The 23,331-nt window shown below is 61.2% G+C and carries 22 protein-coding genes and 1 pseudogene; 9 read left to right on the top strand and 14 right to left on the bottom strand.

Going from position 1 to position 23,331, the window contains the following annotated elements; genetic code table 11:
- Positions 1 to 69 precede the first annotated feature (69 nt).
- The 6 genes from ABIE62_RS01860 to ABIE62_RS01835 all read left to right on the top strand — a co-directional run bounded on the left by ABIE62_RS01860 (position 70) and on the right by ABIE62_RS01835 (position 5,863).
- On the top strand, positions 70 to 1,725 hold the full coding sequence (locus ABIE62_RS01860) for a vWA domain-containing protein (protein WP_354323069.1): 1,656 nt from the start codon (positions 70 to 72) through the stop codon (positions 1,723 to 1,725).
- A 94-nt stretch (positions 1,726 to 1,819) separates the two neighbouring features.
- On the top strand, positions 1,820 to 2,329 hold the full coding sequence (locus ABIE62_RS01855; RefSeq protein WP_354323067.1) for a helix-hairpin-helix domain-containing protein: 510 nt from the start codon (positions 1,820 to 1,822) through the stop codon (positions 2,327 to 2,329).
- A gap of 76 nt (positions 2,330 to 2,405) precedes the next feature.
- Positions 2,406 to 2,762 (top strand): response regulator, encoded by a 357-nt coding sequence (locus ABIE62_RS01850; RefSeq protein ID WP_354323065.1) that lies wholly within the window; start codon positions 2,406 to 2,408, stop codon positions 2,760 to 2,762.
- 77 nt (positions 2,763 to 2,839) lie between these two features.
- Positions 2,840 to 4,081, top strand: a complete 1,242-nt coding sequence (locus ABIE62_RS01845) for an acyl-CoA dehydrogenase (protein WP_354323064.1) — start codon at positions 2,840 to 2,842, stop codon at positions 4,079 to 4,081.
- A gap of 103 nt (positions 4,082 to 4,184) precedes the next feature.
- On the top strand, positions 4,185 to 4,856 hold the full coding sequence (maiA, locus tag ABIE62_RS01840) for a maleylacetoacetate isomerase (RefSeq protein WP_354323062.1): 672 nt from the start codon (positions 4,185 to 4,187) through the stop codon (positions 4,854 to 4,856).
- Positions 4,853 to 5,863, top strand: a complete 1,011-nt coding sequence (locus ABIE62_RS01835; RefSeq protein WP_354323060.1) for a fumarylacetoacetate hydrolase family protein — start codon at positions 4,853 to 4,855, stop codon at positions 5,861 to 5,863. The genes maiA and ABIE62_RS01835 overlap by 4 nt, the downstream gene beginning before the upstream one ends.
- Positions 5,864 to 6,099: 236 nt before the next feature.
- On the opposite strand, the gene ald is transcribed toward ABIE62_RS01835, so the two are convergent.
- Complete coding sequence (gene ald, locus ABIE62_RS01830) at positions 6,100 to 7,188, bottom strand: alanine dehydrogenase (protein ID WP_354323059.1); 1,089 nt, start codon at positions 7,186 to 7,188, stop codon at positions 6,100 to 6,102.
- A 94-nt stretch (positions 7,189 to 7,282) separates the two neighbouring features.
- On the opposite strand from ald, the gene ABIE62_RS01825 reads away from it, so the two are divergent.
- Entirely contained in the window at positions 7,283 to 8,758 is a 1,476-nt protein-coding gene (locus tag ABIE62_RS01825) for an NAD-dependent succinate-semialdehyde dehydrogenase (RefSeq protein WP_354323058.1), read from the top strand.
- 16 nt (positions 8,759 to 8,774) lie between these two features.
- Here the strand turns inward: ABIE62_RS01825 and ABIE62_RS01820 are convergent, their stop codons facing one another.
- From ABIE62_RS01820 to ABIE62_RS01770, 11 genes and pseudogenes are all read right to left on the bottom strand, one after another.
- On the bottom strand, positions 8,775 to 8,930 hold the full coding sequence (locus ABIE62_RS01820; protein ID WP_354323056.1) for a hypothetical protein: 156 nt from the start codon (positions 8,928 to 8,930) through the stop codon (positions 8,775 to 8,777).
- Between the two features lie 101 nt (positions 8,931 to 9,031).
- On the bottom strand, positions 9,032 to 10,198 hold the full coding sequence (locus tag ABIE62_RS01815) for an alpha-hydroxy-acid oxidizing protein (protein ID WP_354323055.1): 1,167 nt from the start codon (positions 10,196 to 10,198) through the stop codon (positions 9,032 to 9,034).
- Positions 10,199 to 10,308: 110 nt separating this feature from the next.
- On the bottom strand, positions 10,309 to 12,681 hold the full coding sequence (locus ABIE62_RS01810) for a hypothetical protein (RefSeq protein WP_354323054.1): 2,373 nt from the start codon (positions 12,679 to 12,681) through the stop codon (positions 10,309 to 10,311).
- Positions 12,682 to 12,766: 85 nt separating this feature from the next.
- Positions 12,767 to 12,904, bottom strand: a pseudogene (locus tag ABIE62_RS01805) (cytochrome ubiquinol oxidase subunit I); the annotation flags it as partial.
- A 126-nt stretch (positions 12,905 to 13,030) separates the two neighbouring features.
- Positions 13,031 to 13,660: a peroxiredoxin gene (locus ABIE62_RS01800; RefSeq protein WP_354323052.1), complete on the bottom strand. Its 630-nt coding sequence runs from the start codon at positions 13,658 to 13,660 to the stop codon at positions 13,031 to 13,033.
- Between the two features lie 187 nt (positions 13,661 to 13,847).
- A complete protein-coding gene (locus ABIE62_RS01795) occupies positions 13,848 to 15,605 on the bottom strand; it encodes a SulP family inorganic anion transporter (RefSeq protein WP_354323051.1) in 1,758 nt (585 codons plus the stop codon).
- Between the two features lie 7 nt (positions 15,606 to 15,612).
- Complete coding sequence (locus ABIE62_RS01790) at positions 15,613 to 16,839, bottom strand: NAD(P)/FAD-dependent oxidoreductase (protein ID WP_354323049.1); 1,227 nt, start codon at positions 16,837 to 16,839, stop codon at positions 15,613 to 15,615.
- A 24-nt stretch (positions 16,840 to 16,863) separates the two neighbouring features.
- Complete coding sequence (locus tag ABIE62_RS01785) at positions 16,864 to 17,286, bottom strand: protein tyrosine phosphatase family protein (RefSeq protein ID WP_354323048.1); 423 nt, start codon at positions 17,284 to 17,286, stop codon at positions 16,864 to 16,866.
- The gene (locus ABIE62_RS01780; protein WP_454184769.1) at positions 17,283 to 17,702 is read right to left on the bottom strand and encodes a DUF6691 family protein; all 420 of its coding nucleotides are present in this window, start codon (positions 17,700 to 17,702) and stop codon (positions 17,283 to 17,285) included. Before ABIE62_RS01780 ends, ABIE62_RS01785 begins: the two co-directional genes overlap by 4 nt.
- Entirely contained in the window at positions 17,699 to 18,163 is a 465-nt protein-coding gene (locus ABIE62_RS01775) for a YeeE/YedE family protein (protein WP_354323046.1), read from the bottom strand. The genes ABIE62_RS01780 and ABIE62_RS01775 overlap by 4 nt, the downstream gene beginning before the upstream one ends.
- Positions 18,160 to 19,092 (bottom strand): MBL fold metallo-hydrolase, encoded by a 933-nt coding sequence (locus tag ABIE62_RS01770; RefSeq protein ID WP_354323045.1) that lies wholly within the window; start codon positions 19,090 to 19,092, stop codon positions 18,160 to 18,162. The genes ABIE62_RS01775 and ABIE62_RS01770 overlap by 4 nt, the downstream gene beginning before the upstream one ends.
- A 74-nt stretch (positions 19,093 to 19,166) precedes the next feature.
- Here ABIE62_RS01770 and ABIE62_RS01765 point away from each other — a divergent pair, with 74 nt between their 5' ends.
- Positions 19,167 to 19,817: a peroxiredoxin gene (locus ABIE62_RS01765; RefSeq protein WP_354323043.1), complete on the top strand. Its 651-nt coding sequence runs from the start codon at positions 19,167 to 19,169 to the stop codon at positions 19,815 to 19,817.
- A complete protein-coding gene (locus ABIE62_RS01760) occupies positions 19,817 to 20,173 on the top strand; it encodes an ArsR/SmtB family transcription factor (RefSeq protein ID WP_354323042.1) in 357 nt (118 codons plus the stop codon). Before ABIE62_RS01765 ends, ABIE62_RS01760 begins: the two co-directional genes overlap by 1 nt.
- A 235-nt stretch (positions 20,174 to 20,408) precedes the next feature.
- On the opposite strand, the gene ABIE62_RS01755 is transcribed toward ABIE62_RS01760, so the two are convergent.
- The gene (locus ABIE62_RS01755; RefSeq protein WP_354323040.1) at positions 20,409 to 22,265 is read right to left on the bottom strand and encodes a hypothetical protein; all 1,857 of its coding nucleotides are present in this window, start codon (positions 22,263 to 22,265) and stop codon (positions 20,409 to 20,411) included.
- A partial coding sequence (locus ABIE62_RS01750; protein WP_354323039.1) for an AAA family ATPase occupies positions 22,262 to 23,331 on the bottom strand: 1,070 nt, incomplete at its 5' end. The genes ABIE62_RS01755 and ABIE62_RS01750, both read right to left, overlap by 4 nt.

Here is a 23,331-nt window from a genome sequence, read left to right as displayed (position 1 = left end):
CACGTTCAGTCGCTATTCACGGCTGCGGCGTGATTTTCGGGCATCGCTCAGGTTGTGGGGAGAAAATTGATGCGCGCAGTTCGGTTGGTAGGAATGGCGGCGCTGTGCGCTGTGATTGCAGGTTGCGCCAGCAAAGCGCCCGAAGAACTGGCAAAGGCTCCGCCGCCGCCGCCGGTGGTCGCTCCGCCGCCTCCACCGCCGCCGCTGCCGACCGTCGCCTATGCGCCGCAAGAGATGGTGGTGGTCACAGGTTCGCGGGTGCGCGGCGATGCAGTTGCCGCAGAGCGCAGTTATTTTGTGCCGCCGGTCATCGTCGCCACCGATCCGGGGCGTGAGCAATATGACGGCAAGGAAGTATCCCCCGTCAAACTGACCGTGATTGAACCCGTGTCCACCTTCTCGGTCGATGTCGATACCGGGGCCTATGCCAATGCCCGGCGGTTCCTGACCCAAGGCATGATGCCGCCCAAGGACGCGGTGCGCACCGAGGAGATGATCAACTATTTCCGCTATGATTATGCCAAGCCCAAAGATCGCAGCCAGCCGTTTACCGTCACCACCGATGTCGCGAAAAGCCCGTGGAATGCTAGTTCCTACCTGATGCGGATCGGGCTGCGCGGGTATGATATCGACAGCGAAGAACGCCCGCCCGCCAACCTCGTGTTCCTGATGGACGTATCGGGATCAATGAACAGCCCGGATAAGCTGCCGCTGGTCAAAACCGCGCTGGCTGGCCTTGCGGGCGAATTGTCGCCGCAGGACAGGGTTTCGATCGTGGTCTATGCAGGGGCCGCGGGCCTTGTGCTCGAACCCACCAATGACACCGCCACAATCCGCCGCGCGCTCGACAGCCTGAGCGCGGGCGGCTCTACCGCAGGCGGCGCGGGGATCGAACTGGCGTATCGGGTTGCCGAGGACAATTTCGTGCGTGGTGGGGTCAACCGCGTGATCCTTGCCACCGACGGCGATTTCAATGTCGGCGTCTCCAGCACCAAGGCGCTGATCGAACTGATCGAGACCAAGCGCGACAGCGGCATCACGCTGACCACATTGGGCTTTGGGCAGGGCAATTACAACGAAGCGATGATGGAGCAGGTCGCCAACAAGGGTAACGGCAACTACGCCTATATCGATTCTGCGCTCGAAGCGAAAAAGGTGCTGGGCGAAGAAATGTCGAGCACGCTGTTCACCATCGCCAAGGATGTGAAAATCCAGGTCGAATTCAACCCCGCCGTGATCGCGCAATACCGGCTGGTCGGGTATGAGAACCGCGCGCTTCGCGAGGAAGATTTCGACAATGACCGGGTCGATGCGGGTGACATTGGCGCGGGCCATCAGGTGACAGCGATTTACGAAGTCGTCCCCGTTGGCAGCAAGGGCTGGATCGCGCCGCGCAAGTATGAAGATGCGCCCGCCGCCGCCGCGCAGGCCAAGCTGGCCGAGGCCGCGACCGTCAAGCTGCGCTACAAATTGCCGACAAGCGACACCTCGAAACTGATCGAACAGGTGGTGGCGTCCAGCGCGTTCAAAGCCGCCGCCGCCCCGCAAGGCGATTTCGCCTTCGCCGCAGCGGTCGCCGCCTACGGCCAGGTGCTGCGCGGGGATGAATTGATGAACGGCTTTGGCTTCAGCGATATCGGCACGCTCGCAGGTGGGCAGGACAATTTCTGGCGGCAGGAATTCCTGCGGTTGAACGCACTCGCTGGCAGCATGAAGGGCGGCTGAGGCGCGTCAAGGGGCGTCAAGGGGCTTGGGCGCAAGCGGGTGCGCCTGCTAAGGTCGCAGCGATTGATTCCCTTTTGCCGGAGATTACCGCGCCATGTCCCTTGATTTTTCTACCGCCCTGCCGCTGATCCTGCTGGGCCTTGCGCTGCTCGTCGTGGCGGTGTGGCTGCTTACCCGCCGCAACCGCAAGGCGAAGGTGGTCGAAGATGGCAGCGCCCTCGCCCGCGACGTGCTGGACGAAGGCGCTGAAAAAGCGCGCCGTAATCAGGCGTTGATCGATGCGGCTCCGGCGGCGGTAAAGGTGATGGCGGAGCCTGTCCCGGTTCCCATGCCCATGCCTGCCCCCGCACCCACGCCTGCTGTCGCCGACGATCTCACCCGCATCAAAGGCGTCGGCCCCAAGCTGGTGACGCTGCTGGGCGAACTTGGCATCACCTCCTACGCGCAGATCGCCGCGTGGAGCGATGCGGATGTCGAACGCATTGATGCCGAGCTGGGCCGGTTCAAGGGCCGCATCACCCGCGACCAGTGGATCGAACAGGCCAAACTGCTCGCAGCGGGCGACGAAGCGGCCTTCACTGACAAATTTGGCAGGAATGGATAATATTCCGCAAGCCTGACCCCCAATCCGTGTTACATTCCCGCTCTTCGGGGGAGTCGCTGACGCGGGGAGAGGGTGGATGGGCTTGCGGATATTGGTGGCTGAGGATGAATTCATCACCGCTGTCGACCTGTGCGATACCTTCGAGGAAGCGGGCTACGAGATCGAAGGGCCGCACGCGGGCATTTCTGCCGCGCTGCTCGCCTGCCAGAAACACAAACCCGATCTCGCCATCCTCGATATTGAGCTGGCCGACGGGCTGACTTACGAACTGGCGCAAACCCTGATTGACGATGATGTGCCGGTAATCCTGTATTCCGGACACGATGAATCGCGCGAACTCGCCGCCCGCTTCCCGCGCGCCGTAACCGTCCACAAACCCTGCCCCCCGGCCGATCTGCTCGATGCCGCCTGCCGCCTGCTCGCGCCCGCCTGACCGGCACTGTGCGGCGCGCTCTTCCGCCCCGCTGCCCCCCTTGCCCCGCAGCTTGAAGCCTGCAATGGCTGTGAAGCATGAACAGCAGGAGCATCCCCGTGCACGGCACCTCGCCAGACACTTCGCAACCGCCCACTTCGCGCCTTTCCGCGTTCAACTGGCAAGACCCCTTCGACCTTGAAAGCCAGCTGACCGAGGAAGAGCGGATGATCCGCGACGCCGCCCACGGTTTCGCCCAAAGTGAACTGCAACCGCGCGTGATCGACGCCTTCCGCGAGGAAACAGACGCGCCCGAACTTTTCCCGCTGATGGGCAAGGCCGGGCTGCTCGGCGCGACCCTGCCCGAAGAACTTGGCGGCGCGGGCGCAAGCTATGTCGCCTACGGGCTGATCGCGCGCGAGATTGAGCGGGTGGACAGCGGATACCGTTCGATGGCGAGCGTGCAATCCAGCCTCGTGATGCATCCGATCTATGCCTATGGATCGGACGAACAGCGCCGCCAATATCTGCCCGGCCTCGCCAGCGGCGAATTGATCGGCTGTTTTGGTCTGACCGAACCCGATGCGGGCAGCGATCCCGGCGGCATGAAAACCCACGCGAGGCGCGACGGTGATGATTACGTCATTTCCGGCAGCAAGACCTGGATTTCCAACGCGCCATTTGCCGATGTGTTCGTGGTCTGGGCTAAATCCGATACCCACGGCGGCGCGATCCGCGGGTTTGTGCTGGAAAAGGGCATGGCGGGGCTTTCCGCGCCCAAGATCAAGGGCAAGATCAGCCTTCGTGCCTCCACCACCGGGATGATCGTGATGGAAGACGTGCGCGTGCCGGCATCCGCGCTGCTACCCAATGTCGAAGGGTTGAAAGGCCCGTTCGGCTGCCTCAACCGCGCGCGTTACGGCATTTCGTGGGGCGCGATGGGCGCGGCCGAGTTCTGCCTTGCCGCGGCGCGCCAATATGGGCTGGATCGCCAGCAGTTCGGGCGCCCGCTTGCCGCGACGCAATTGTTCCAGAAAAAACTCGCTGACATGATGAGCGATATTGCGCTGGGCCTGCAAGCATCCTTGCGCGTTGGCCGCTTGATCGACGAAGGCCGGTTCGCCCCCGACATGATTTCGATCGTTAAACGCAACAATGTCGGCAAGGCATTGGATATCGCCCGCGCGGCGCGTGATATGCATGGCGGCAACGGCATTTCCGAAGAATATCAGGTGATCCGCCACATGGTGAACCTGGAAACGGTCAACACCTACGAAGGCACACATGATGTCCACGCGCTGATTCTGGGCCGCGCCATCACCGGGATTGCAGCGTTCTGATGATGTTCGTCATTGCGAGCGGCGCAGCCGTGCGGCAATCAAGAGCGGCGCAAGACCGGAACCGGCGGATGCTGGATTGCCGCGCCCGCTTGGCAGGCTCGCAATGACGAAGGAGGGTTCACCTATCAAACTCTACGGCTACTTCCGCTCCTCGACCTCCTACCGCCTGAGGATCGCGCTGAACCTCAAAGGGCTGGCGTTCGAGAATATTCCGGTGAACCTCGTCACGGGCGCAAACAAGGACGCCGCCTTTACGGCGCGCAACCCGTTCGGATCGCTCCCCATGCTGGAGGCTGACGGGCGTGACCGGGCGCAGTCGATGGCGCTGCTCGAATGGCTCGACGAAGCCTATCCTGAGCCTGCGTTGCTGCCGAAAGACATCGAATCCCGCTACACGGTGCGCGAGTTGACCTACGGCATCGCGACCGAGATTCACGCGATCAACAACCTGCCGGTGCTCAAATATCTCAAAGACCCGCTCGGCCACACGCAGGATGAAATCAACGTGTGGTATCGCCACTGGCTGGCGCGCACGCTCAAGCCGGTGGAGGCGCGGTTGGCGCAGCTCACGACCGGCGATTTCCTCCACGGCGACGCGCCCGGCCTGTTTGAAGTGGTGCTGATCCCGCAACTCGCCAATGCGCGGCGGTTCGATTACGACCTGTCAGCCAGCCCGCACATGACCCGGATCGAGGCCGCCTGCCTTGCCCTGCCCGCGTTCATCAACGCGCATCCCGATAACCAGATCGATTCCCCGGAAAGAGGCCAGACATGAAACTCGCAACGATCAACAACGGCACCCGCGATGGCAAATTGGTGGTGGTATCCAAAGACCTCACCCGCTGCTGCGCGGCAGGATATATCGCCCCCACCCTGCAAGCCGCGCTGGATGATTGGGAACGGATCGCGCCGCAACTGGAAGTGCTGGCCCGCGATGTCGAGCATGAAACCGTGCCGTGCGAACGCTTCCACGAAAGGCAGGCGCATTCGCCGCTGCCGCGCGCCTACCAATGGGCCGATGGCAGCGCCTATATCAACCATGTCGAACTCGTCCGGAAGGCACGCGGGAGCAAGGTTCCCGACAGCTTCTACACCGACCCGCTGATGTATCAGGGCGGATCGGACGCTTTCCTACCGCCGCGTGGGCCGATACCCTTGGCCGATCCCGCGTGGGGCTGCGACATGGAGGGCGAGATTGCGGTTATCACCGATGATGTGCCGATGGGCGTTTCGGCGGACGACGCGGCAGGGCACATCAAGCTGCTGATGCTGGTGAATGACGTGAGCCTTCGCGGGTTGATCCCGGCAGAACTGGAAAAGGGTTTCGGCTTCTTCCAGTCCAAGCCCGCCAGCGCGTTTTCTCCGGTGGCGGTAACGCCTGACGAATTGGGCGAAGCATGGGCCGACAGCCTGATCCATCTGCCGTTGATGGTGGATTTGAACGGTGCGCCATTCGGGCGCGCGAACGCCGGGCAGGATGCGACCTTCAATCTGGCGCAACTGGTCGCCCACGCGGCGAAAACCCGCAACCTTGGCGCGGGCACTGTGATCGGCAGCGGCACGGTATCGAACAAGGGGGCCGATGGCGGCGCGGGCACCCCGGTTTCGGCAGGGGGTGCGGGATATTCGTGCATTGCCGAAATCCGCATGATCGAAACCATTGCTGGCGGCGCGGCAGTGACGCCGTTCATGCAGGCCGGCGACAGCGTGCGGATCGAAATGCGCGATGCGGCAGGCCGTTCGATCTTTGGCGCGATTGAACAGGACGTGGTGGAGGTCTAAAGTTTCCCCCTCTTCTCCCGTTCACCCTGAGCTTGTCGAAGGCCCGTTCACCCTGCGCTTGTCGAAGGGTTGTCCTTCACTTCAAGCGCGGTGCCGGATGCAGAAGTGCAGTCCTTCGACAAGCTCAGGACGAACGGTTGGTGGGCTGATTGGGGGGCTTGGGGTGGTTTAGACCCCCTCTAGACCCCCCTTAGACCCCCTCTAGGCTGGTCTTGGCCAATGTTTCACGTGAAACATCAGGCATCAAACCCCAGACTCTCCGCCACCGCCGCGTTGACAATCCGGCCCCTGTGCACATTGAGGCCGGGGGCGAGATGCGGGTCATCTTTGCAAGCCGCGATCCCCTTGTTCGCCAGCGCCAGCCCAAACGGTAGGGTAGCATTGTTAAGCGCATAGGAACTCGTCAGCGGCACCGCGCCGGGCATATTGGCGACACAATAATGGATGATCCCGTCAACCTCGTAAGTCGGGTTTTCGTGGGTGGTGGGGTGCGAAGTTTCAAAGCACCCGCCCTGATCAATCGCCACATCCACCAGCACCGCACGGCGCTTCATATCAGGCAGCATCGCGCGGGTAATCAGGTGCGGCGCGCTCGCCCCCGGGATCAACACTGCGCCGATCACAACGTCGGCCTGGGCGACCGCCTGTTCGATTGTTCCGGCGGTGGAAAAGCGGGTGATGGCGCGGCCCTGGAACATCTCGTCAAGCTGGCGCAGGCGCGGCAGCGAACGGTCGAAAATCTCCACTGTCGCCCCCAGCCCCACCGCCATGCGCGCCGCCTGAGTGCCGACCACCCCGCCGCCGAGCACCACCACGCGCGCCGGGATCACGCCGGGCACCCCGCCCATCAAAGTGCCGCGCCCGCCGGTATTGGCCCGCAAGGCGAGCGCCCCCGCCTCAATCGCGAGCCTGCCTGCCACTTCGCTCATCGGAGCGAGCAAGGGCAAGCCGCCGCCGGGGCCGGTGACGGTTTCATAGGCAACCGCCGAAACGCCCGATTGCATCAGGCCGCGCGCCTGATCGGGATCGGGGGCTAGGTGCAGGTAGGTGAACAGGATCTGCCCTTCGCGCAATTGCACCCATTCGCCGGGTTGCGGTTCCTTGACCTTCACGATCATGTCCGCGCGGGCGAAGACTTCGGCGGCGCTATCGACCACTTCGGCCCCGGCCTTGCGGTAGGTGTCATCATCCTTGTCGATGCCCAGCCCAGCGCCGGTTTCAACGATCACCCGATGCCCGGCAGACGCATATTCGCGCACCGCTTCGGGGGTGAGACCGACGCGGAACTCGCTCGGCTTGATTTCCTTGGGAACGCCGACCAGCATGATTCTCTCCTCGCGATGCAGCGGAAACGTCGCTAGTGTAGGCGTAATAAAATTACAAGTTCGCGCAAGGTCGATTGCAAGCCAGGAGCCGCCCATGACCGCCCATCCCCCCCAATATCCCACCGTCAAAATGCTCATCAACGGCGAATGGATCGCCGCAGGAGAAGCCGGCGCGATGGACGTGGTGAACCCGGCCACCGGGCAGGTGATCGGGCAATGCCCCAAGGCGTCACCCGCGCAGCTCGACGCCGCAATCGCCGCCGCCGACGAAGCCTTCGTTACGTGGAGCAAAACGCCCGGCGCACAGCGTTACGCCATCCTGCGCCGCGCCGCCGAACTGCTGCGCGAACGTGCGCCTGCCATCGCCCACACCGTCACCGCCGAAATGGGCAAACCGCGCGCGCAGGCCGTGGGCGAAATCACCGCTTCGGGCGACATGATCGACTTCCTTGGTGAAGAGGCCAAGCGGCGCGGCGGACGATTGATCCCTGCCCGCAGCGATAGCGTGATCGCCCAGACCGTGACCCACGAACCGGTCGGGCCGAGTGTGCTGCTGACCCCGTGGAATTTTCCCGTCAATCTGCCCGCCAAGAAGATCGCAGGCGCGCTGGCGGCGGGGTGCACCGCGATCCTGAAGCCTGCCGAAAACACCCCCGCATCGGCGCAATTGCTGGTCGAATGCTTTGTCGATGCGGGCGTACCCAAGGGGGTGCTGAACCTCGTTTACGGCGATCCCGGCCCGGTGTCCGAACACCTGATCGCAGCGCCTGCGGTGCGCAAAGTCAGCTTCACCGGATCGACCGCGGTGGGCAAGCATCTGGGCGCGCTGGCGGCTTCGCACATGAAGCGTTTTACCCCGGAACTGGGCGGCCATGCCCCGGTGATTGTCAGCAAACACGCCGATCTTGACCGCGCGGTGGCGGCCTGCGCGGCGACCAAGTTTCGTAATGCCGGGCAGGTCTGCGTTTCGCCCACGCGGTTTCTGGTGGCGCGCGAGGTCTATGACCGCTTCGTTGCCGAATTCGCCGCGCGCGCGGGCAAGATGAAGGTCGGCGATCCGGGGGCGGATGACAGCGTCGACATGGGGCCGCTCGCCCACGGACGGCGGATCGCGGCGATGGAGGCGGTGGTTGCCAATGTTGGCAGCTTGGGGACAGGCAATCGCGGTGAGGTTGTCACCGGAGGATCAGTCATCGCAGGCAGCGGGTTCTTCTTTCAGCCCACGGTGATCGCCAACCCCGCCCCCGACAGCCGCTTCATGACCGAGGAACCCTTCGGCCCGATTGCCGGGATCGTCCCGTTCGATGCTATCGAGGACGCGGTGCGGATCGCCAATAGCTTGCGCTATGGATTGGCCGCCTATGCCTTTTCGGGCGACCTCGACGAAGCGCATTACCTTGGTCGGGCCTTGCGCGCGGGCATGGTGGGGATCAACCAATTGATCGTATCATCGCCCGAAACCCCGTTTGGCGGAGTGGGCGATAGCGGGTTCGGATCGGAAGGGGGCGAAGAGGGCTACCTCGCCTTCACCGACACCAAGCTGGTGATCATGGCGAAAGCGGGCGGGTAGGCCGCGCCGGTCTGGTTTACGCGATCAGGTGGACAATTCGCGAAAGCAGCGATTGGCGGGTTTGCATCGGCTGAATCCGGCCATAGCGCGCGCGGCGCGAATATTCGTCCTGAATGCAGACAGTGCGGTGCATGGGATCTGGCCCGCTGGACCAGATTGTTGGTCTTGCCATTGATCGCTTCCCGATTCGCTTATTTGGTATTGAGCAAGTTAACAGCAAATCTGTGGAAAACACAAACTAAACATAGTTAACGGGCTTACCTCTGCCACACTTCACCGATTCGTGCGTCTCACCCCGGCAGAACGCACATCGGCAAGGGTCGGATAACCGTTAACGGCCATCAAAAGATCAGCTTCGGCAAGGATGGATCGTAACACCCACGCCGCGCCCTCGGCCCCGCCTAATGCGAGTCCATAAGTATAGGGCCGCCCAACGCCGACCGCGCGGGCACCCATCGCCAGCGCCTTGACCGCGTCGGTGCCGGATCGGATTCCGCTGTCAAACAGCACCGGGGTATCGCCCGCCGCCTGCACGACCTCGCCCAGCAGATCGATGGTGGCGATCCCGCCGTTGGCCTGCCGGCCGCCATGGTTTGAACAATAGACCGCATCCGCCCCGCTATCGACCGCACGGCGCGCATCGTCGGGGTGGCAGATGCCTTTGAGCACAATCGGCAGCTTCGTCACCGATTTGAACCACGCCATGTCATCCCACGTCAGCACCTGCCCAAAGGTCGCCGCCCACGTAAAAATCGCCGCGCCAAGGTCTTCTTCGGGCGGTTTCGCCAGCATCGCGCGGAACACCGGATCGGTGAAGTAATTCTGGAGCACCTTGCCGCGCAGCTGCGGGAAGTTTGACGCGTTGAGATCGCGCGGGCGCCAGCCTGTTACCCAGGTGTCGAGCGTCACCACCAGCGCCGTATAGCCCGCATCTTCGGTCCGGCGGATCAGGCTGGTCGCCAGTTCGCGGTTGCGCGGGGTGTAAAGCTGAAACCACGCTGGCGTGTCCCCGCAGGCCGCCTTCACATCCTCCAGCGGATCATTCGCCAGCGTCGAAGCGCAGAACGGCACCCCGGTCAGCGCCGATGCCCGCGCTGCTGCCATGTCGCCGTGGCGGTCTTGCGAGGCTTCGCCGTTGACACCAACCGGGGCCATGAACAGCGGGGTGGGATAGGTGTGGCCGAACAGTTCGATCGACAGATCGCGCGTCGCGCAATCGACCATCATGCGCGGCACCATGCCCCAATGGTGGAACGCGGCGGCGTTCTGATCCTGCGTGTGTTCATCCCCGCACCCGCCCGCGACATAATTGGTCAGGCTTGGCCCCAACGCTTCGTGCGCGCGTTTTTCCAGCGTGGCGAAATCGACCGGCCAGGTGGGCAGAACACCGCTTAACCCGGCATTGTAGATTTCATTCTGCATTGCGCCGAAATTGGTCATGGCCTTGGTCTCTCCCGCTTCTCTATGAGGAGGGATTCAGACCATGCAGCGGCACGGGGCAAGCGATTTTTGAGCAAACAGGCGTTTGGGGTCAGAAGCGTTAGGGGGCTTTATTCGGGCAGGAAGCCGAGTTCATAGACCATCGGGCGCAGCTTGGCGGTCAGCGCGGCGTAGGCGGATTTGAACGGATCGAAATCGGTGAGTTCGATATCGCCGTAAGCTTCGAGCGCGCGGCGCACCTGATACCATCCGGCATCGGCGCGGTTCAGCTTGTATTCTTCCCTGATCTTGTTGGGGAAGCGGGTGGCGTGGAAGCGGGCGAACAGCTTGCGCCCTTCATCCATCACGGCCTGCGCCTCTGGTGAGAACGCCATCCCCTGCATGTAACGCACGAGAAAATCACTCTCGAAGCGCGCCTTGGCCCCGACTTGGCTTTCCGTGAAGGGGATGAAGTGGTTGGTGAGGCTCCAGTCGCGATCATTCCAGCGCAAGCCGTCTGCCCCTGCGGTGAGGTTGCTGCCGTTGAACAGCATCCAGACGAGGCAATCGGACTTGAATTCATCCGAGAGCGGCTGCGAGGGTTGCAGGAACTGGTCGCGGTCGTTGAGCCATGTGGGCTTGATCAGGCGACGGACGGAAAAGACGATGGCGGCTTGCCAGAGGTTTTCGGGGGTGACGTAATAGCCATTGCCAGCACTATAAACGGACGAGAATAATGCTGTTAGCGTCCCTGCATTTTGAATATCATTGCTGTTGGATAGCATGTGAGCAATGGCACCATCGTGCCAGCTCGATACTTTCGCATATCCATTCTGGGGCACGATGGCATTTTTTAATGGTATTGCTTGCGTCTTTGCAGGGAGCCTAGGAAGCCACTGACTAAGCATCCGGCTGTTTGGTGCATCTATGAATTTTTTCTCGCCGACAATTTTTCCGAACCGATCAACCGCAATAGTGTTGACCTCTTCAGCCGGTTCACGTTGAGCTAGGTTCCACATGAGAAACCCGATAGGAAAGTGGCCATTTAGGCCATCAAACGCCTTGCTGTGCACGACAAACCCATCGAGATAGGCCGCCTGCCAACGCTCTCGAAAAGCTGAAAAATTTGGTGCATTGATGTATTTGAGTGTGCTAAACATCGCAAGTTTTGCAGTGGGTAGTTCGAGCATGATGCGATGCAGGAATTGCACGAAAAGTTCGCGAGCAGCGTATCCAAGATCGTTCATTCCATGACTAATTCTCGTGGCTGCAATACCCGTTTTTCCAGCATTTCCCTGTGAGTTCGCGGCCTCGCCATAAGGCGGATTTATCAGCACCAGAATCGGCTTCGCGCCCTTCTTGCCCTCACGCGCATCGGCAATCGCCTGACGCAGCGCCTGTGGCAGCTTATCCGAAAGGCTGTAATCAATCTCGCCGAAATCGGTCACATCATCATTGAGATAATCATATTGAAAAATCTCGGCCCCGGCGAAGGCCGGGTTGCTGCGCATGATCGTCACGTCCTCGGCATCGAGCGTGGACATGAAGACATTGCGCAGGTTGGAATGCTTGGCCTCCAGATTGCCGACGCCTGCGCACATATCCCAGACAATATATTTCTGCTGCCAGTCCGCGCCGAGAGTAGCATTAAGCTGGTCATAGGCTTTATCGACGATGTGCAGCGGGGTGTAGAACGCGCCCTTGAACTTCTGATCGTCCATCGGCAGCAGGCTGTCGCGCCGTTCGAGCAGGTAGTGCCGGTGTTTCTGTTCCGGCGGGCGGTGGTAGATGTTCCAGAAATTGCGATAGCCGCGCTCGCTGGCGAGTTCGTATTGATCGCCCCCGATGATGAACACCGGCTTGTCACCGCTGAACAGCAGGCGCGCGGGCAGGTTGCGCATCGCTTCGTTGCGCCCGTCATGCATGATGTCGGCAAAGAACAGCACGGCGTAATCCGCCTCGCGCTTTACGCCCAATTCGACGCCCACCATCGCCACCCACTTGTCGAACACCTGCCGCAGGTTGTTCGGCGTGATCGGGGTGCGGATGATCCGCCCTTCGCGCACCGCATCGCGGGCGGCCTTGATGAACTCGGCCTCGTATCCGTCAATCTGATAGAGGATGAAATGGGTTTCGATGGTGGGAGCAATCTGCGCTGCCAGCGCCTTGTCCGCCGCCGAGCCGGATTTGGGCCAGACAATCGCCTTGTCATCCAGCAGCGGCAGGGCGTGATCGGTCGCCATCAGCGCGGCTTTTTCGCGGTCGATCACGCACAGGAAGCCGGGGATCGCCTCGCCGCGTTTGCGCGCGGCGCGGACGTAGGTGAGCAGCTGCGCGAACATCAGCAGCGGCGCAGTTGGCGATTCCTTCGCCTCGAACCAGATCTCCGGGGTCTGGATATCGACCAGCCCCTTGAACACGCCTTTCAGCCCAAGCGCCTTGATATAGGCGTCCTTGACGTCTTCCTCGGTGCGGGCGCGGGCGAGCGTTTCGGATAGCGTCATCGGGCAATTGTCTTGGCGGATGTGATCATATGATCCCCTTTGCCGCACCATTCCAACAATCCCAACGCTCTGCCAAGCCACAATCGGTCTTGAGCCACAGCCCTTCAAGCACCGCGAGATAGCTCGCCAGCCCGATTGAAAACGCCGGGAAGAAGAAGTGAAAGCTGATCGTGAAAGCGAACTGGATTCGCGCGAGCAGCAGGGCGTCGAGGTTTTCGAACATGGTCAGGAACTACTCCCGTCGGAGCTGCAATCAATTGCGATCACTGCACCTGATATACGGTTTTGCGGCAGAAGGTTGCACCGCCGGACGGGGGGTGTCCGGCGGTGCAGGTTGTGGCGGGGCCGCCTACGCGACGTCCACCAACCTCAGGTAAGGCTTGATGGTTTCGAAGCCCTGCGGGAACATTTCGTTCGCCTTGGCATCGGGGATTGACGGCGGGATGATGACCTTGTCGCCCGGACGCCAATCGGCGGGGGTGGCGATGGTCATGCGGTCGGCCAGCTGCAAGCTGTCGATCACGCGCAGAATCTCATCGAAATTGCGTCCCACGCTCATCGGATAGGTCATGGTCAGGCGGATTTTCTTCTTCGGATCGATGATGAACACCGAACGCACCGCCGCCGTCTCGCTCTGATCGGGGTGGATCATGTCATAAAGCTTGGCGATTTCCAGATCAGCGTCAGCCACGATCGGGAATGTCAGTGTGACGCCCTGCGTTTCGTCGACATCCTTGACCCAGGTGAGGTGTTCTTCAACCGTGTCGGTCGACAGGCCGAGCGGTTTGGTGTTGCGCTTGTCAAATTCGGCGGCAAGGCGCGCGGTCATACCCATTTCGGTGGTGCAAACCGGGGTGAAATCGGCCGGATGGCTGAAAAAGAACACCCAGCTGTCGCCTGCCCAATCGTGCAGGCTGATTTCGCCGGTGGTGGTGGCGACGGTGAAGTCGGGGGCGGTATCGCCGATGTGAAGGCTCATTACGTATACTCCTTTGCGTTGATGCAACCGCTTTAGCAGGAGATGCGATTCGCGTTTAACTCAATTACTCATTTTATGAAATCGATTTTTTAATTCAGTGCTAATGAGTGGTGCCTGCGCGAGATTCTGGCAAGTTCCACAGATTTCGACGTATTTCGCATACAGATTTTTGATATTGGAGTGTTCGTCAGATCATCCCGCGCGCGTCCAATGGATCGTCAGACCCCGGCTCCTCACCAGTATCGAGCGCCAGTTCAGCAAAGGCGCTGTCCTGCGACAGAAACACCCGGCCCGACAGATCATCAAGAAAGTGCGCGCGCCCCAGCCGATCCATCACCGGGCCTTTCACTTCCGACAGGTGCAGTTTCACACCCCCGTCGGCCAGCCGGTGGTTGATCGCCTCAAGGCTTTCCAGACCCGAGGCATCGATGGCGTTGACCGCGCTGCACATCAGCACCACGTGCCGCAGCGGCGGGCGATCCGCGACCTGTTCCAGCACATATTCCTCCAGCCAGCGGGCATTGAGATAGGTCAGGCTTTCATCGATGCGGATCGACAGCAGATGCGGCAGGGTCAGCACCTTGTGGCGTTCGACATTGCGGAAATGCTCGGTGCCCGGCACCCGTCCGACGATCGCCGCGTGGGGACGACTGGCGCGCCACAGATACAGCAGCAGGCCCACCGCCACCCCGGCGATCACCCCCAACTCCACCCCGGCAAGCAGAGTGATGGCGATGGTCGCGGCATGGGCGGCGAAATCGGCCTTGGAATAGGCCCAAAGCAGCCGGGGTGTCTTGAAATCGACAAGGCTCAGCACCGCCACGATGATGGTTGCTGCGAGCGTCGCGTTTGGCAGGTGGAACAATAGCGGAGTGAGAAACAGGCTGGCGAGCGCAATGCCCACCGCCGTGAAGGCGCCCGCAGCCGGGGTCTGCGCACCCGCATCAAAATTCACCACCGACCGTGCAAAGCCGCCTGTAACCGGATAGCCGCCCGACAGCGCCGAAGCGATGTTCGATGCACCAAGGCCAATCAATTCCTGATCGGGCGCAATCCGCTGACGCCGCTTGGCCGCGAGCGTCTGCGCGACCGAGACACTTTCGACGAACCCGATCACCGAAATCAGCAGCGCGGGCACCCACAAAGCCTGAATCAGTGCAAATTCGGTCGAAGGCAGGGTAAACGGTGGCAGGCCTTGCGGGATAGCGCCCACCACGGATACGCCGCTCGCCTCCAGCCCAAATCCGATCACGGCAAGGATCGTCACCGCCACCGCCGCCACCGGCCCGGCCTTGGCCGTCATATCGGCAGCGCGCGCAGGCATGCCAAAGCGTTGCAGCGCAGGCTTCAACCCCTTGCGCACCCAGAACAGGAACAGCGTCGCCGGAACACCGATGGCGAGGGTGGCAAGGTTGGTGCTGCCTAGCGCACCTGCCAGCCCGGATAGCATCTCCGGCCAAGTCTCACCCCCGGCCTTCACACCCAGAATGTGTTTCAACTGGCTGGTGGCAATCAGGATGCCAGAGGCCGAAATGAACCCGCTGATCACCGGATGCGACAGCAGGTTGGCCAGGAACCCAAGCCGCAGCAGGCCCAGCACTGCCAGCATCACCCCTGACAGCGCGGCGAGCGTGACCGCCGCCTCCCAATATTCAGTCGTTCCCGGCGTAGCGATCGCGCCCACCGCGCTCGCCGTCATCAACGAAACCACCGCCACCGGGCCAACTGCCAACGTTCGGCTGGTGCCGAACACGGCATAGGCAAACAGCGGCAGGATCGAGGCATAAAGGCCGACCACCGGCGGCAATCCCGCCAGCATCGCATAGGCAAGGCTTTGCGGGATCAGCATGATGGTGACGATCACCGCCGCCATCAGATCACTGGTCAGGACGCCCCGATCATAGCTGCGCGCCCACGTCAGGATCGGGAAATAGCGTTGCAACATGGCGGGCCTATTGCGCGATCAGACCGCCGGGGCCAGCCAGCCATTCGCGCCCCTTGAGCATCCCGTTCCAGTAAATCCACGGCAGCAGATCGGCCTTGAGCATCCATGACAGGCGCGTGGGCTTTGTCCCGTCGACCAGCCATGTGGGAAAGCTGGGTGCCAGTTTTCCGCCATAGCCGAATTCAGCAAGCACAATCTTGCCGCGCTCCACCGTCAAGGGACACGAACCATAACCGTCATACCCCGCCGTCGGCCCCTTGCAATCGAGCTGCCGCAGCGCGTTGACCGCCACCACCGGTGCCTGCTTGCGCGCAGCAGCGGCGGTTTTGGCATTGGGCATCGACCCTGCATCCCCAAGGCCAAACACATTGGGGTAACGCACGTGCTGCAAGGTATGCTGATCAACATCGGTAAACCCGCTTGCCGCCGCCAAGGGGCTGTCGGCAAGAAATTGCGGCGCGACCTGTGGGGGCACGACATGTAGCATATCGAAATCGACCGTCACCTCGCCGTCTGCCGCAGCGAAAGTCGCCTGCTGCGCGGGGCCATCGACCGCGACGAGGTTATTGCCCAGTTCAAGATTGATGCCGTATTTCCCGACATATTCCATCAGCGCCGGAACATAATCGGCCACCCCGAACAGCACACCGCCCGCATTGCGGAACTCGACCGCGATGTCGCCCAGCACGCCGGTCCGCCGCCAATGATCGCAGGCGAGATACATCACCTTTTGCGGCGCGCCCGCGCATTTGATCGGCATGGGCGGCTGACTGAAAATCGCACGGCCCGCCTTCAACCCCTGCACCAGTTCCCAAGTATAAGGCGAAAGATCGCCGCGGTAATTGGACGTGACACCGTTCTGGCCGAGCGTCTGTTCAAGCCCTGCGATCTTCTCCCACGCAAGGCGAATGCCGGGGGCGACGATCAGCACGTCGTAGGTCAAGGTGCTGCCGTCAGCGAGCGTCACCTGATTATCGTCTGGCTGGAAACTGGCCGCAGCCTGCTTGATCCAGACCGCACCCTTTGGGATTACGCTTTTCATCGGACGTATCGTTGAGGCGAGATCGAAAACCCCGCCGCCAACCATCGTCCAACCGGGCTGGTAGGCATGGGTGTCAGTCGGCTCGACAATCGCGATGTCGAGCCCCGGCCTACGCCTCAGCATCGAAGCCGCAGCGGCAATCCCTGCCGCGCCGCCGCCGATGACAACGACCGTGTGTGATGAATTATTCATGGTGATCCCCTGCGTGGTGCGGCGTTATCCGCCAGTTTCCATCCGTTCGGCGATTGCCGTCAGATCATAGCCGGCGGCCTGCGCGCGGGCGATGCGTTCTTCGGTGGAAAGGCCGCCAATATTGGCGAGCGCATCGAGCGTGATTGAACGCGTGCCAGTGCGGCAATAGGCGAGCACTTTGCCCGGCGTGCCGCGCCGGATTGCAGCAAAGGCGGCGACGGCGGCGGATGGGAACAGGCCGCCTGCAACCGGAATGTGGTGAAAGGCCAGCCCCGCGTCCTGCGCGGCGCGGCGCATATCATCCTGCGCGGGCTGCCCCGGCTCTTCGCCATCGGGGCGGTTGCAGATCACGGCGGAGAAGCCTTCGGCAGCCAGCGCCGCCAGTTCGTCAGGCTGCAGCTGCGGCGCGACCGCGAAGCTATCATCCACTTTACGAATTTCCATCATGCTTGTCCTTCGATCAAGCGCACCATCAACATCCCGGCGAGCATCGCAGCGACGAACACGGCTGCCGATACTGGTTCAATCGCCAGCGCGGCAAAGCCCGGCCCCGGACACAGTCCAGCGATCCCCCATCCGATCCCGAACAGAGCCGATCCGCCGACAAGGCGCAGCGTAATGTCGCTGCGGTCGGGTAGCGCGAAGCCTTCGGCGAACCAGGGGCGCAGCAGCTTGCCCTGCACCAGCCACGCCGCCGCCATCACCAGCACCGCGCCGCCCATCACAAAGGCAAGCGTCGGATCCCATGCGCCGAACAGATCAAGGAAACCGCGCACCCGCGCCGGGTCGGTCATCCCGCCCAGCGCCAACCCGGCGCCGAAAATCGTGCCCGACGCGAGCGGGATTAGAATGGCCCTGATCACAGCAGTACCTCGATTCCCAGCCCGTTCATGATAGCCACCGTGGCAATGCCCGTGGCGATAAAGGTCGCGGTTGCCACCAGTGACCGCTGCGACAGGCGGCTCATCCCGCACACCCCGTGGCCGCTGGTGCAGCCACCGCCAAGACGGGTTCCGATACCGACGATCAACCCGGCAATGATCAGCGGCACCGGCCCGGCAAAGCTTGGTTCTGCCGCGCCAGTCATGCCCATCACAATCAGCGCGCCCAGCGGCAGGCCGATCAGGAATGCCCATGCGCCGCGCCGCGGCATCGATCCTGCGCCAATCCCGAAAGCCCGCGCAGCAATGCCGGAAACCCCGGCAATCCGCCCTGCCCCCAGCAGCATCAACGCCGCTGCGAGCCCGATCAACACCCCGCCTGCAAGCCCTGCGACCGGGGCGGCATCGGGGAAGCCCGGCAGGCTGATAGCCAGCAGGCTCATACCGCGTTGACCGGCAGTTTGAGGTAAGTGATGCCGTTGTCATCGGGCGGAGGCAGGTGTCCGGCGCGCATATTGACCTGCACCGAAGGCAGGATCAGCCGCGGCATATCGAGCGTCGCATCGCGTGCTTCGCGCATGGCGACAAATTCATCTTCGGTGATGCCGTCATGCGCATGGATATTGCCCTCACGCTCAGCGGCGACGGTGGTTTCCCAGACATATTCGCTACGACCCTTGGGCAGATAATCGTGGCACATGAACAGCCGGGTTTCAGGTGGCAGCGCCAGAATGCGCCGCAGCGAACGGAACAGAGCGCGCGCATCGCCGCCGGGGAAATCGGCACGCGCGGTGCCATAATCGGGCATGAACATCGTATCACCGACGAACACCGCCTCACCGACCACATAAGCCAGACATGCCGGCGTATGGCCGGGAACGTGCATCACTGTTACCGGCAAGTTGCCGATCGTGAATGTGTCGCCATCTTTGAACAAGGCATCGAACTGCGAACCGTCGCGTTCAAATTCGGTTCCGGCGTTGAACAGCTTGCCGAACACCTGCTGCACCGTGGTGATGTGTTCACCAATCACGATCTTCCCGCCAAGCTTCTGCTGGAGATAGGGCGCGGCAGAAAGGTGATCGGCATGGGCATGGGTTTCGAGCAGCCAAGTCACTTTGAGATTATGCGAAGTGACGTAATCGATCACAGCATCGGCAGACGTCGTGGCGGTGCGCCCAGAGCTGGAATCAAAATCCAGCACCGAATCGACAATCGCCGCTTCACCCGTCGCGGGATCGTGAACCACGTAAGTGACGGTAAATGTCGCGGCGTCGAAGAAGCCGGCGATTCCAGGACGCAGCGCGCTGTCACCTCTTGCGCGAAGCACCTGTTCTGTCGCCATCTGCAGCGCCGAATCGTTGCTGGGCATATCCATTCTCCAATTCAATTTCATAAATTATGTATATGACTTGCAATGGCCGTGTCAAGTGCTATACGGACGCCATGAATGATCACACCCACACTCCTCCGCCCTGCGCTGGCCTGCGGATTGGTGACGTCGCCCCGGATTTCGAGGCACGCAGCACCATCGGCCCGGTCCGGTTGTCGAACTTTCGCAAACGCTGGCTGGTGCTGTTTTCGCATCCGGCGGACTTCACCCCCGTCTGCACCACCGAATTCGTTGTACTCGCCAGCGAAGCGGCTGCCTTTGAAAAGCGCGACTGTGCATTGATGGCACTATCGGTCGACAGCCTGTTTTCGCATTTCGCATGGCTGCGCATGATCCGCGACCGCTTTGGCATCGAAGTGCGGTTCCCGATTGTCGAAGATCCCACTCTGGTGATCGGGCGGGCGTTCGGCATGGTGTCGGCGCAGGACAATGACAGCGCGACCGTGCGCACCACCTTCTTCATTGATCCGCGTGGTGTGATCCGGGCGATGACCTGTTACCCGGCCAACCTTGGCCGTTCGGTGCCCGAAATGCTGCGCATCCTTGATGGACTTCAGGCCATCGATGCGAACGCGGCATTGGCGCCGGCCAACTGGCAGCCAGGCGAACCGCTGCTCAGCCCGCCGACCAATGACCTGGATGAGGTGTTCGCGGCCGAAGATCCGACCAGTTGGTTCCTGCGCAATTCCGGGGAACAGCGTTGATGGCCGAAGATGATCTCATCGAGGCGCTCAAAGCCCTTGCCCACCCGCTGCGCTGGCGCATTCTTGCGACGATCGCGGCGGGCGAACGCAATGTCGGCGAGATCGAACACGCGACCGGGATCGGTCAACCGGGCCTGTCTCAACAACTCGGCGTGCTGCGCAAGGCAGGGCTGGTCAATACCCGCAAGGATGCAAAGCTGGTGTTCTATTCTCTGGCAGAAAGCGCGCTGGCGGGCGTGACTGCTGCGATGGGCGCGCTCGCATCGACCGAAAGCCGTCCCGCGCCAGAACCCGAAGCGCAGCACACCCCCGCCCCCGGCGTCGCCAATTTCGCCCGGTTGTCCAAAATCACATAGGGTCAGGCCCTATCAGCTCCGATGGCCTCAGGTGCTTCGCTGATTTTCTGGGATTTTCAAGGACTGTGCGGTCTCATTAAGCCTGCACCTCTCTCCGCACTGAGGTCAAAATTTGCAAACGCTATGTTTGCACAAGCTTACGCCTATCTACCCCCAAGTTTTGCACACCTTGCGCCTATAAAAAATGCCGGAGAGCCAAACGGCCCTCCGGCTCAACGGCGCGATAATAAGTCGATCAGTTGCTTGATGTGAGAAAAACGGCTTCGGCTGACTGCCGACAAAAGCCTGCGGGGCTTAGGAGCGGCACGCCCGCCTTCAAGGCATCGTTGTAGGCTCGCTGCGTGCTCACGCCTCGGCGGAGGGCAAGTTCCATCGAGCTAATGTGACGGCGTGCCATTTCCAGAACGGTTTTGACCGAGAGCAATTTGGCCCTACCACCCTTCTCTGACTGGGTGTCCGTGAACAGTTGTGTGCCCTCTTTCGGTCCAAGGTTCAGGATCTCATATGCATCGCCTTTGGATATCTGCGTTTCCGACATGCTTGCCGGACGTTCGAGATCCGGGATTTGAGCCACGTCTTCACGCCTGATGAAGATTCGCCGAACCAATGGTGCATCTCCCGCCTCGAGGCGAAATGGGATGCTGCCGTCTGAGAGCTTGCTGAACATATGGCCCCACGGCTTCAAGCTTGCACCGACAATCTTGATAGCGATCGACAGCGACACTTCCGTAGCCAAAGGGTCGTTCGCTTGAGCCTGCTCGAGATCCTGCAGAAAGCGCTCGGCCGAAGCCCTGTCGACCTGGCGAATGCCGTATCTCGCCAAGAAAAACGGGTGATCGAGAGGAGCAAGGTGCCCCCAATCGGCAAGCTGTTCTGCGCCGTGCCGCGATATCCCGAACTGTGAGGCTACCCGATCAACGCCCATTCTGGTTGCTATGCCTTCTGCAATCTCTTCGACTTCGCGTCGGCAAAACATAGGCTGCAATCGCCCCTGTTTGTCGATGACAGGCATGATGCGAAGGATGCCATCACGTCGCAGTTGCGCCACCTCCGCAGTCCCCAAACTTAGCAGCCGTGCTGTGGGTTTGATTGCGAGTGCTCTCTGGCTAGCGCCTTCAGCATTTTTTCCATCTCCCTCCATCTTTTCACGTAGATCGCGAGCAAGATCGGCAACCTCAGAAGATGCTTCATCCAACCTTTTTCCAGTCAGAAACCGGACCGTTTCACCCTCGTTACCATCGAGATGAATCGCTTCGCGATCAGCGATGCGCTCACTGGCAAAGGCCTCGAAGCTATCTGGCCATCCCGCCATGAGTTCCCAGGCTGCATCCAGTGCTTGTGCGAGTTTGAAAGCATCCGCTCGGTGCAGCCTCGCCCACAAGTTCTTCAGGTCTGGATCGACCACCGGCAGAAGGCGGTTCAGCAGGTCAAATGCGACTTGCCCCTCTTTGGCCGCGATCCCGGGCGGAAGCGTCGCCAAGAGCTTTGGGCGCTGCTTCAGATCAAACAGCTGTGCAATTGTCCGGAGCTTCGTGACAAGTTCGGGGGCGATCTGCGGCGTTCGGACTTGCTTCAAGTCGCCCATGCAATGATCACAGACGTCGATCCCGCGAGTGTGCCTCCAGCCGAGTGGTCTGCCGTTACACTCCGGATTATCGCACGCAGAGATAAGCACGTCTCCCGTCTCAAGACAGCAGGGAAATAGTCGCAGATCCCATAGCGCACGGTGATAAGGTGCAATCTGAAGCGCTCTTGGAGAAACTCTTCTGATCCTTTTCTCGAGCAAGGCGGTCGATACCGACAGGCCACCAAATCGATGGACGCGGGAGCTCCCTGCCCCGTCCTGAATGATAGGCAGGGAGCGTCCGAGCAGTTCTTCCGCATCGACCACCATCTCGGCGGCTAGCTCCCGGATATGCGCTTCATCTGCGCATGAGGCCATCTGCCGATGGCCCCATTCGACGCCAGCAACTCTTGTGATGTCGAGCATTCGTTCTAGCGACGTTTCATCCGCCCACCTTGCTACTGCACCATTGAAAGACTCGTCCGGATAGAAAACGAAGCCACCATGTTGATCTGGCTGCGCAGTCATCGGTCGGACTCGTAGTCATCGTCAGCATCAGCGACTTCACTGTTGCGAGTTCCAGCACCATGACCTTTCGGTGACCGGCTATCGCGGATGGCGAAGGGGTTGTAGCTGATCCGACCGCTCGGGATGGACCAGTCCCCAACGGCATCGGACAGATCTTGCCTGGTGATTACCTCATGACCGTCACGGGTGATGGCGATGACAGCTGTCTCAATGATACGGCTGAATTGGCCGATGGATCCCCGCGAAGCCTCGAGCAGGAGTTGAGCCGTTTTGACCTCAGCAAAACCGGCCTTTATGCGAATGATACCTGCATCGACCAAAGCTTGGTCAAATCCATCTGCGAAGGCCCTGAATTCCGCGTGGTCCGTTTCCCACCTCAGCGGATTTATCCGGACGGGTGCGTCTAGGCGGTTTTTGAGGTCAGGACACGATTTGAACACCTGCTCTGAGGAATGCTTCCCGACGAACGCCAAGGCGCAATCGCCACTGTCGGCGATATCGAGCAGCTTGCCGGCGATGACAGGGCTGATGGTTGGCCGGCGCCCGGCTCTTTGAAACTCATCCAGAATGAGCAAACAAATCCCTCGATCGCGTATCGCTTGGCGTGCCCTGTTCCAACGCTTCTCCGGCGTAAGGTTGTCAGGCCGTCGCTCTCCCATCGCCCTCAGGATGTCAGTAGCAAGGGATCCGACGGTGCCGTCAGGATCAACCTTGGTGTAGATCACAGGGCAAGTTTTTCCAACGGACAGATATCTTTGGGTCACCTCCTGAACATGACCGGTGACTGCCGAGGTTTTCCCCATGAAGCTCTCGCCCAGAGCCGCAACAATAGGTTGAGGACAGCCAGCGGCGCGTAGATCATTGGCACCGCACCAGGCTTCGTTGAGGGCGTCCTTCAAATCCTGCTGTGGCGGGAAAGGCAGGTTGATGGATCGGACTGCCACGCGTCGCTTCGCGATCAATACGTGCTCTGGACTTGTAACGGTTTTGCGCCGGTCACCGATCTCACTATGCCACCCTGGCTTCGAATGCGAGCGGGCTGATGCCGCCCAGATACGAATGGCGG

The sequence above is a fragment of the Porphyrobacter sp. MBR-155 genome (assembly GCF_040547625.1).
Lineage (GTDB): Bacteria > Pseudomonadota > Alphaproteobacteria > Sphingomonadales > Sphingomonadaceae > Erythrobacter.
This window is presented reverse-complemented; position numbering and strand designations above follow the sequence as displayed.

Bases quoted from the DNA above. Each gene is read 5' to 3' on its own strand.
- ABIE62_RS01860 (WP_354323069.1), top strand. From the start codon at position 70: ATGCGCGCAGTTCGGTTGGTAGGAATGGCGGCGCTGTGCGCTGTGATT.
- ABIE62_RS01855 (WP_354323067.1), top strand. From the start codon at position 1,820: ATGTCCCTTGATTTTTCTACCGCCCTGCCGCTGATCCTGCTGGGCCTT.
- ABIE62_RS01850 (WP_354323065.1), top strand. From the start codon at position 2,406: ATGGGCTTGCGGATATTGGTGGCTGAGGATGAATTCATCACCGCTGTC.
- ABIE62_RS01845 (WP_354323064.1), top strand. From the start codon at position 2,840: ATGAACAGCAGGAGCATCCCCGTGCACGGCACCTCGCCAGACACTTCG.
- maiA (WP_354323062.1), top strand. From the start codon at position 4,185: ATGACGAAGGAGGGTTCACCTATCAAACTCTACGGCTACTTCCGCTCC.
- ABIE62_RS01835 (WP_354323060.1), top strand. From the start codon at position 4,853: ATGAAACTCGCAACGATCAACAACGGCACCCGCGATGGCAAATTGGTG.
- ald (WP_354323059.1), bottom strand. From the start codon at position 7,188: ATGCTGGTCGGCGTTCCCAAGGAAATCAAGCCGAGCGAGTTCCGCGTC.
- ABIE62_RS01825 (WP_354323058.1), top strand. From the start codon at position 7,283: ATGACCGCCCATCCCCCCCAATATCCCACCGTCAAAATGCTCATCAAC.
- ABIE62_RS01820 (WP_354323056.1), bottom strand. From the start codon at position 8,930: ATGGCAAGACCAACAATCTGGTCCAGCGGGCCAGATCCCATGCACCGC.
- ABIE62_RS01815 (WP_354323055.1), bottom strand. From the start codon at position 10,198: ATGACCAATTTCGGCGCAATGCAGAATGAAATCTACAATGCCGGGTTA.
- ABIE62_RS01810 (WP_354323054.1), bottom strand. From the start codon at position 12,681: ATGACGCTATCCGAAACGCTCGCCCGCGCCCGCACCGAGGAAGACGTC.
- ABIE62_RS01800 (WP_354323052.1), bottom strand. From the start codon at position 13,660: ATGAGCCTTCACATCGGCGATACCGCCCCCGACTTCACCGTCGCCACC.
- ABIE62_RS01795 (WP_354323051.1), bottom strand. From the start codon at position 15,605: ATGTTGCAACGCTATTTCCCGATCCTGACGTGGGCGCGCAGCTATGAT.
- ABIE62_RS01790 (WP_354323049.1), bottom strand. From the start codon at position 16,839: ATGAATAATTCATCACACACGGTCGTTGTCATCGGCGGCGGCGCGGCA.
- ABIE62_RS01785 (WP_354323048.1), bottom strand. From the start codon at position 17,286: ATGATGGAAATTCGTAAAGTGGATGATAGCTTCGCGGTCGCGCCGCAG.
- ABIE62_RS01775 (WP_354323046.1), bottom strand. From the start codon at position 18,163: ATGAGCCTGCTGGCTATCAGCCTGCCGGGCTTCCCCGATGCCGCCCCG.
- ABIE62_RS01770 (WP_354323045.1), bottom strand. From the start codon at position 19,092: ATGCCCAGCAACGATTCGGCGCTGCAGATGGCGACAGAACAGGTGCTT.
- ABIE62_RS01765 (WP_354323043.1), top strand. From the start codon at position 19,167: ATGAATGATCACACCCACACTCCTCCGCCCTGCGCTGGCCTGCGGATT.
- ABIE62_RS01760 (WP_354323042.1), top strand. From the start codon at position 19,817: ATGGCCGAAGATGATCTCATCGAGGCGCTCAAAGCCCTTGCCCACCCG.
- ABIE62_RS01755 (WP_354323040.1), bottom strand. From the start codon at position 22,265: ATGACTGCGCAGCCAGATCAACATGGTGGCTTCGTTTTCTATCCGGAC.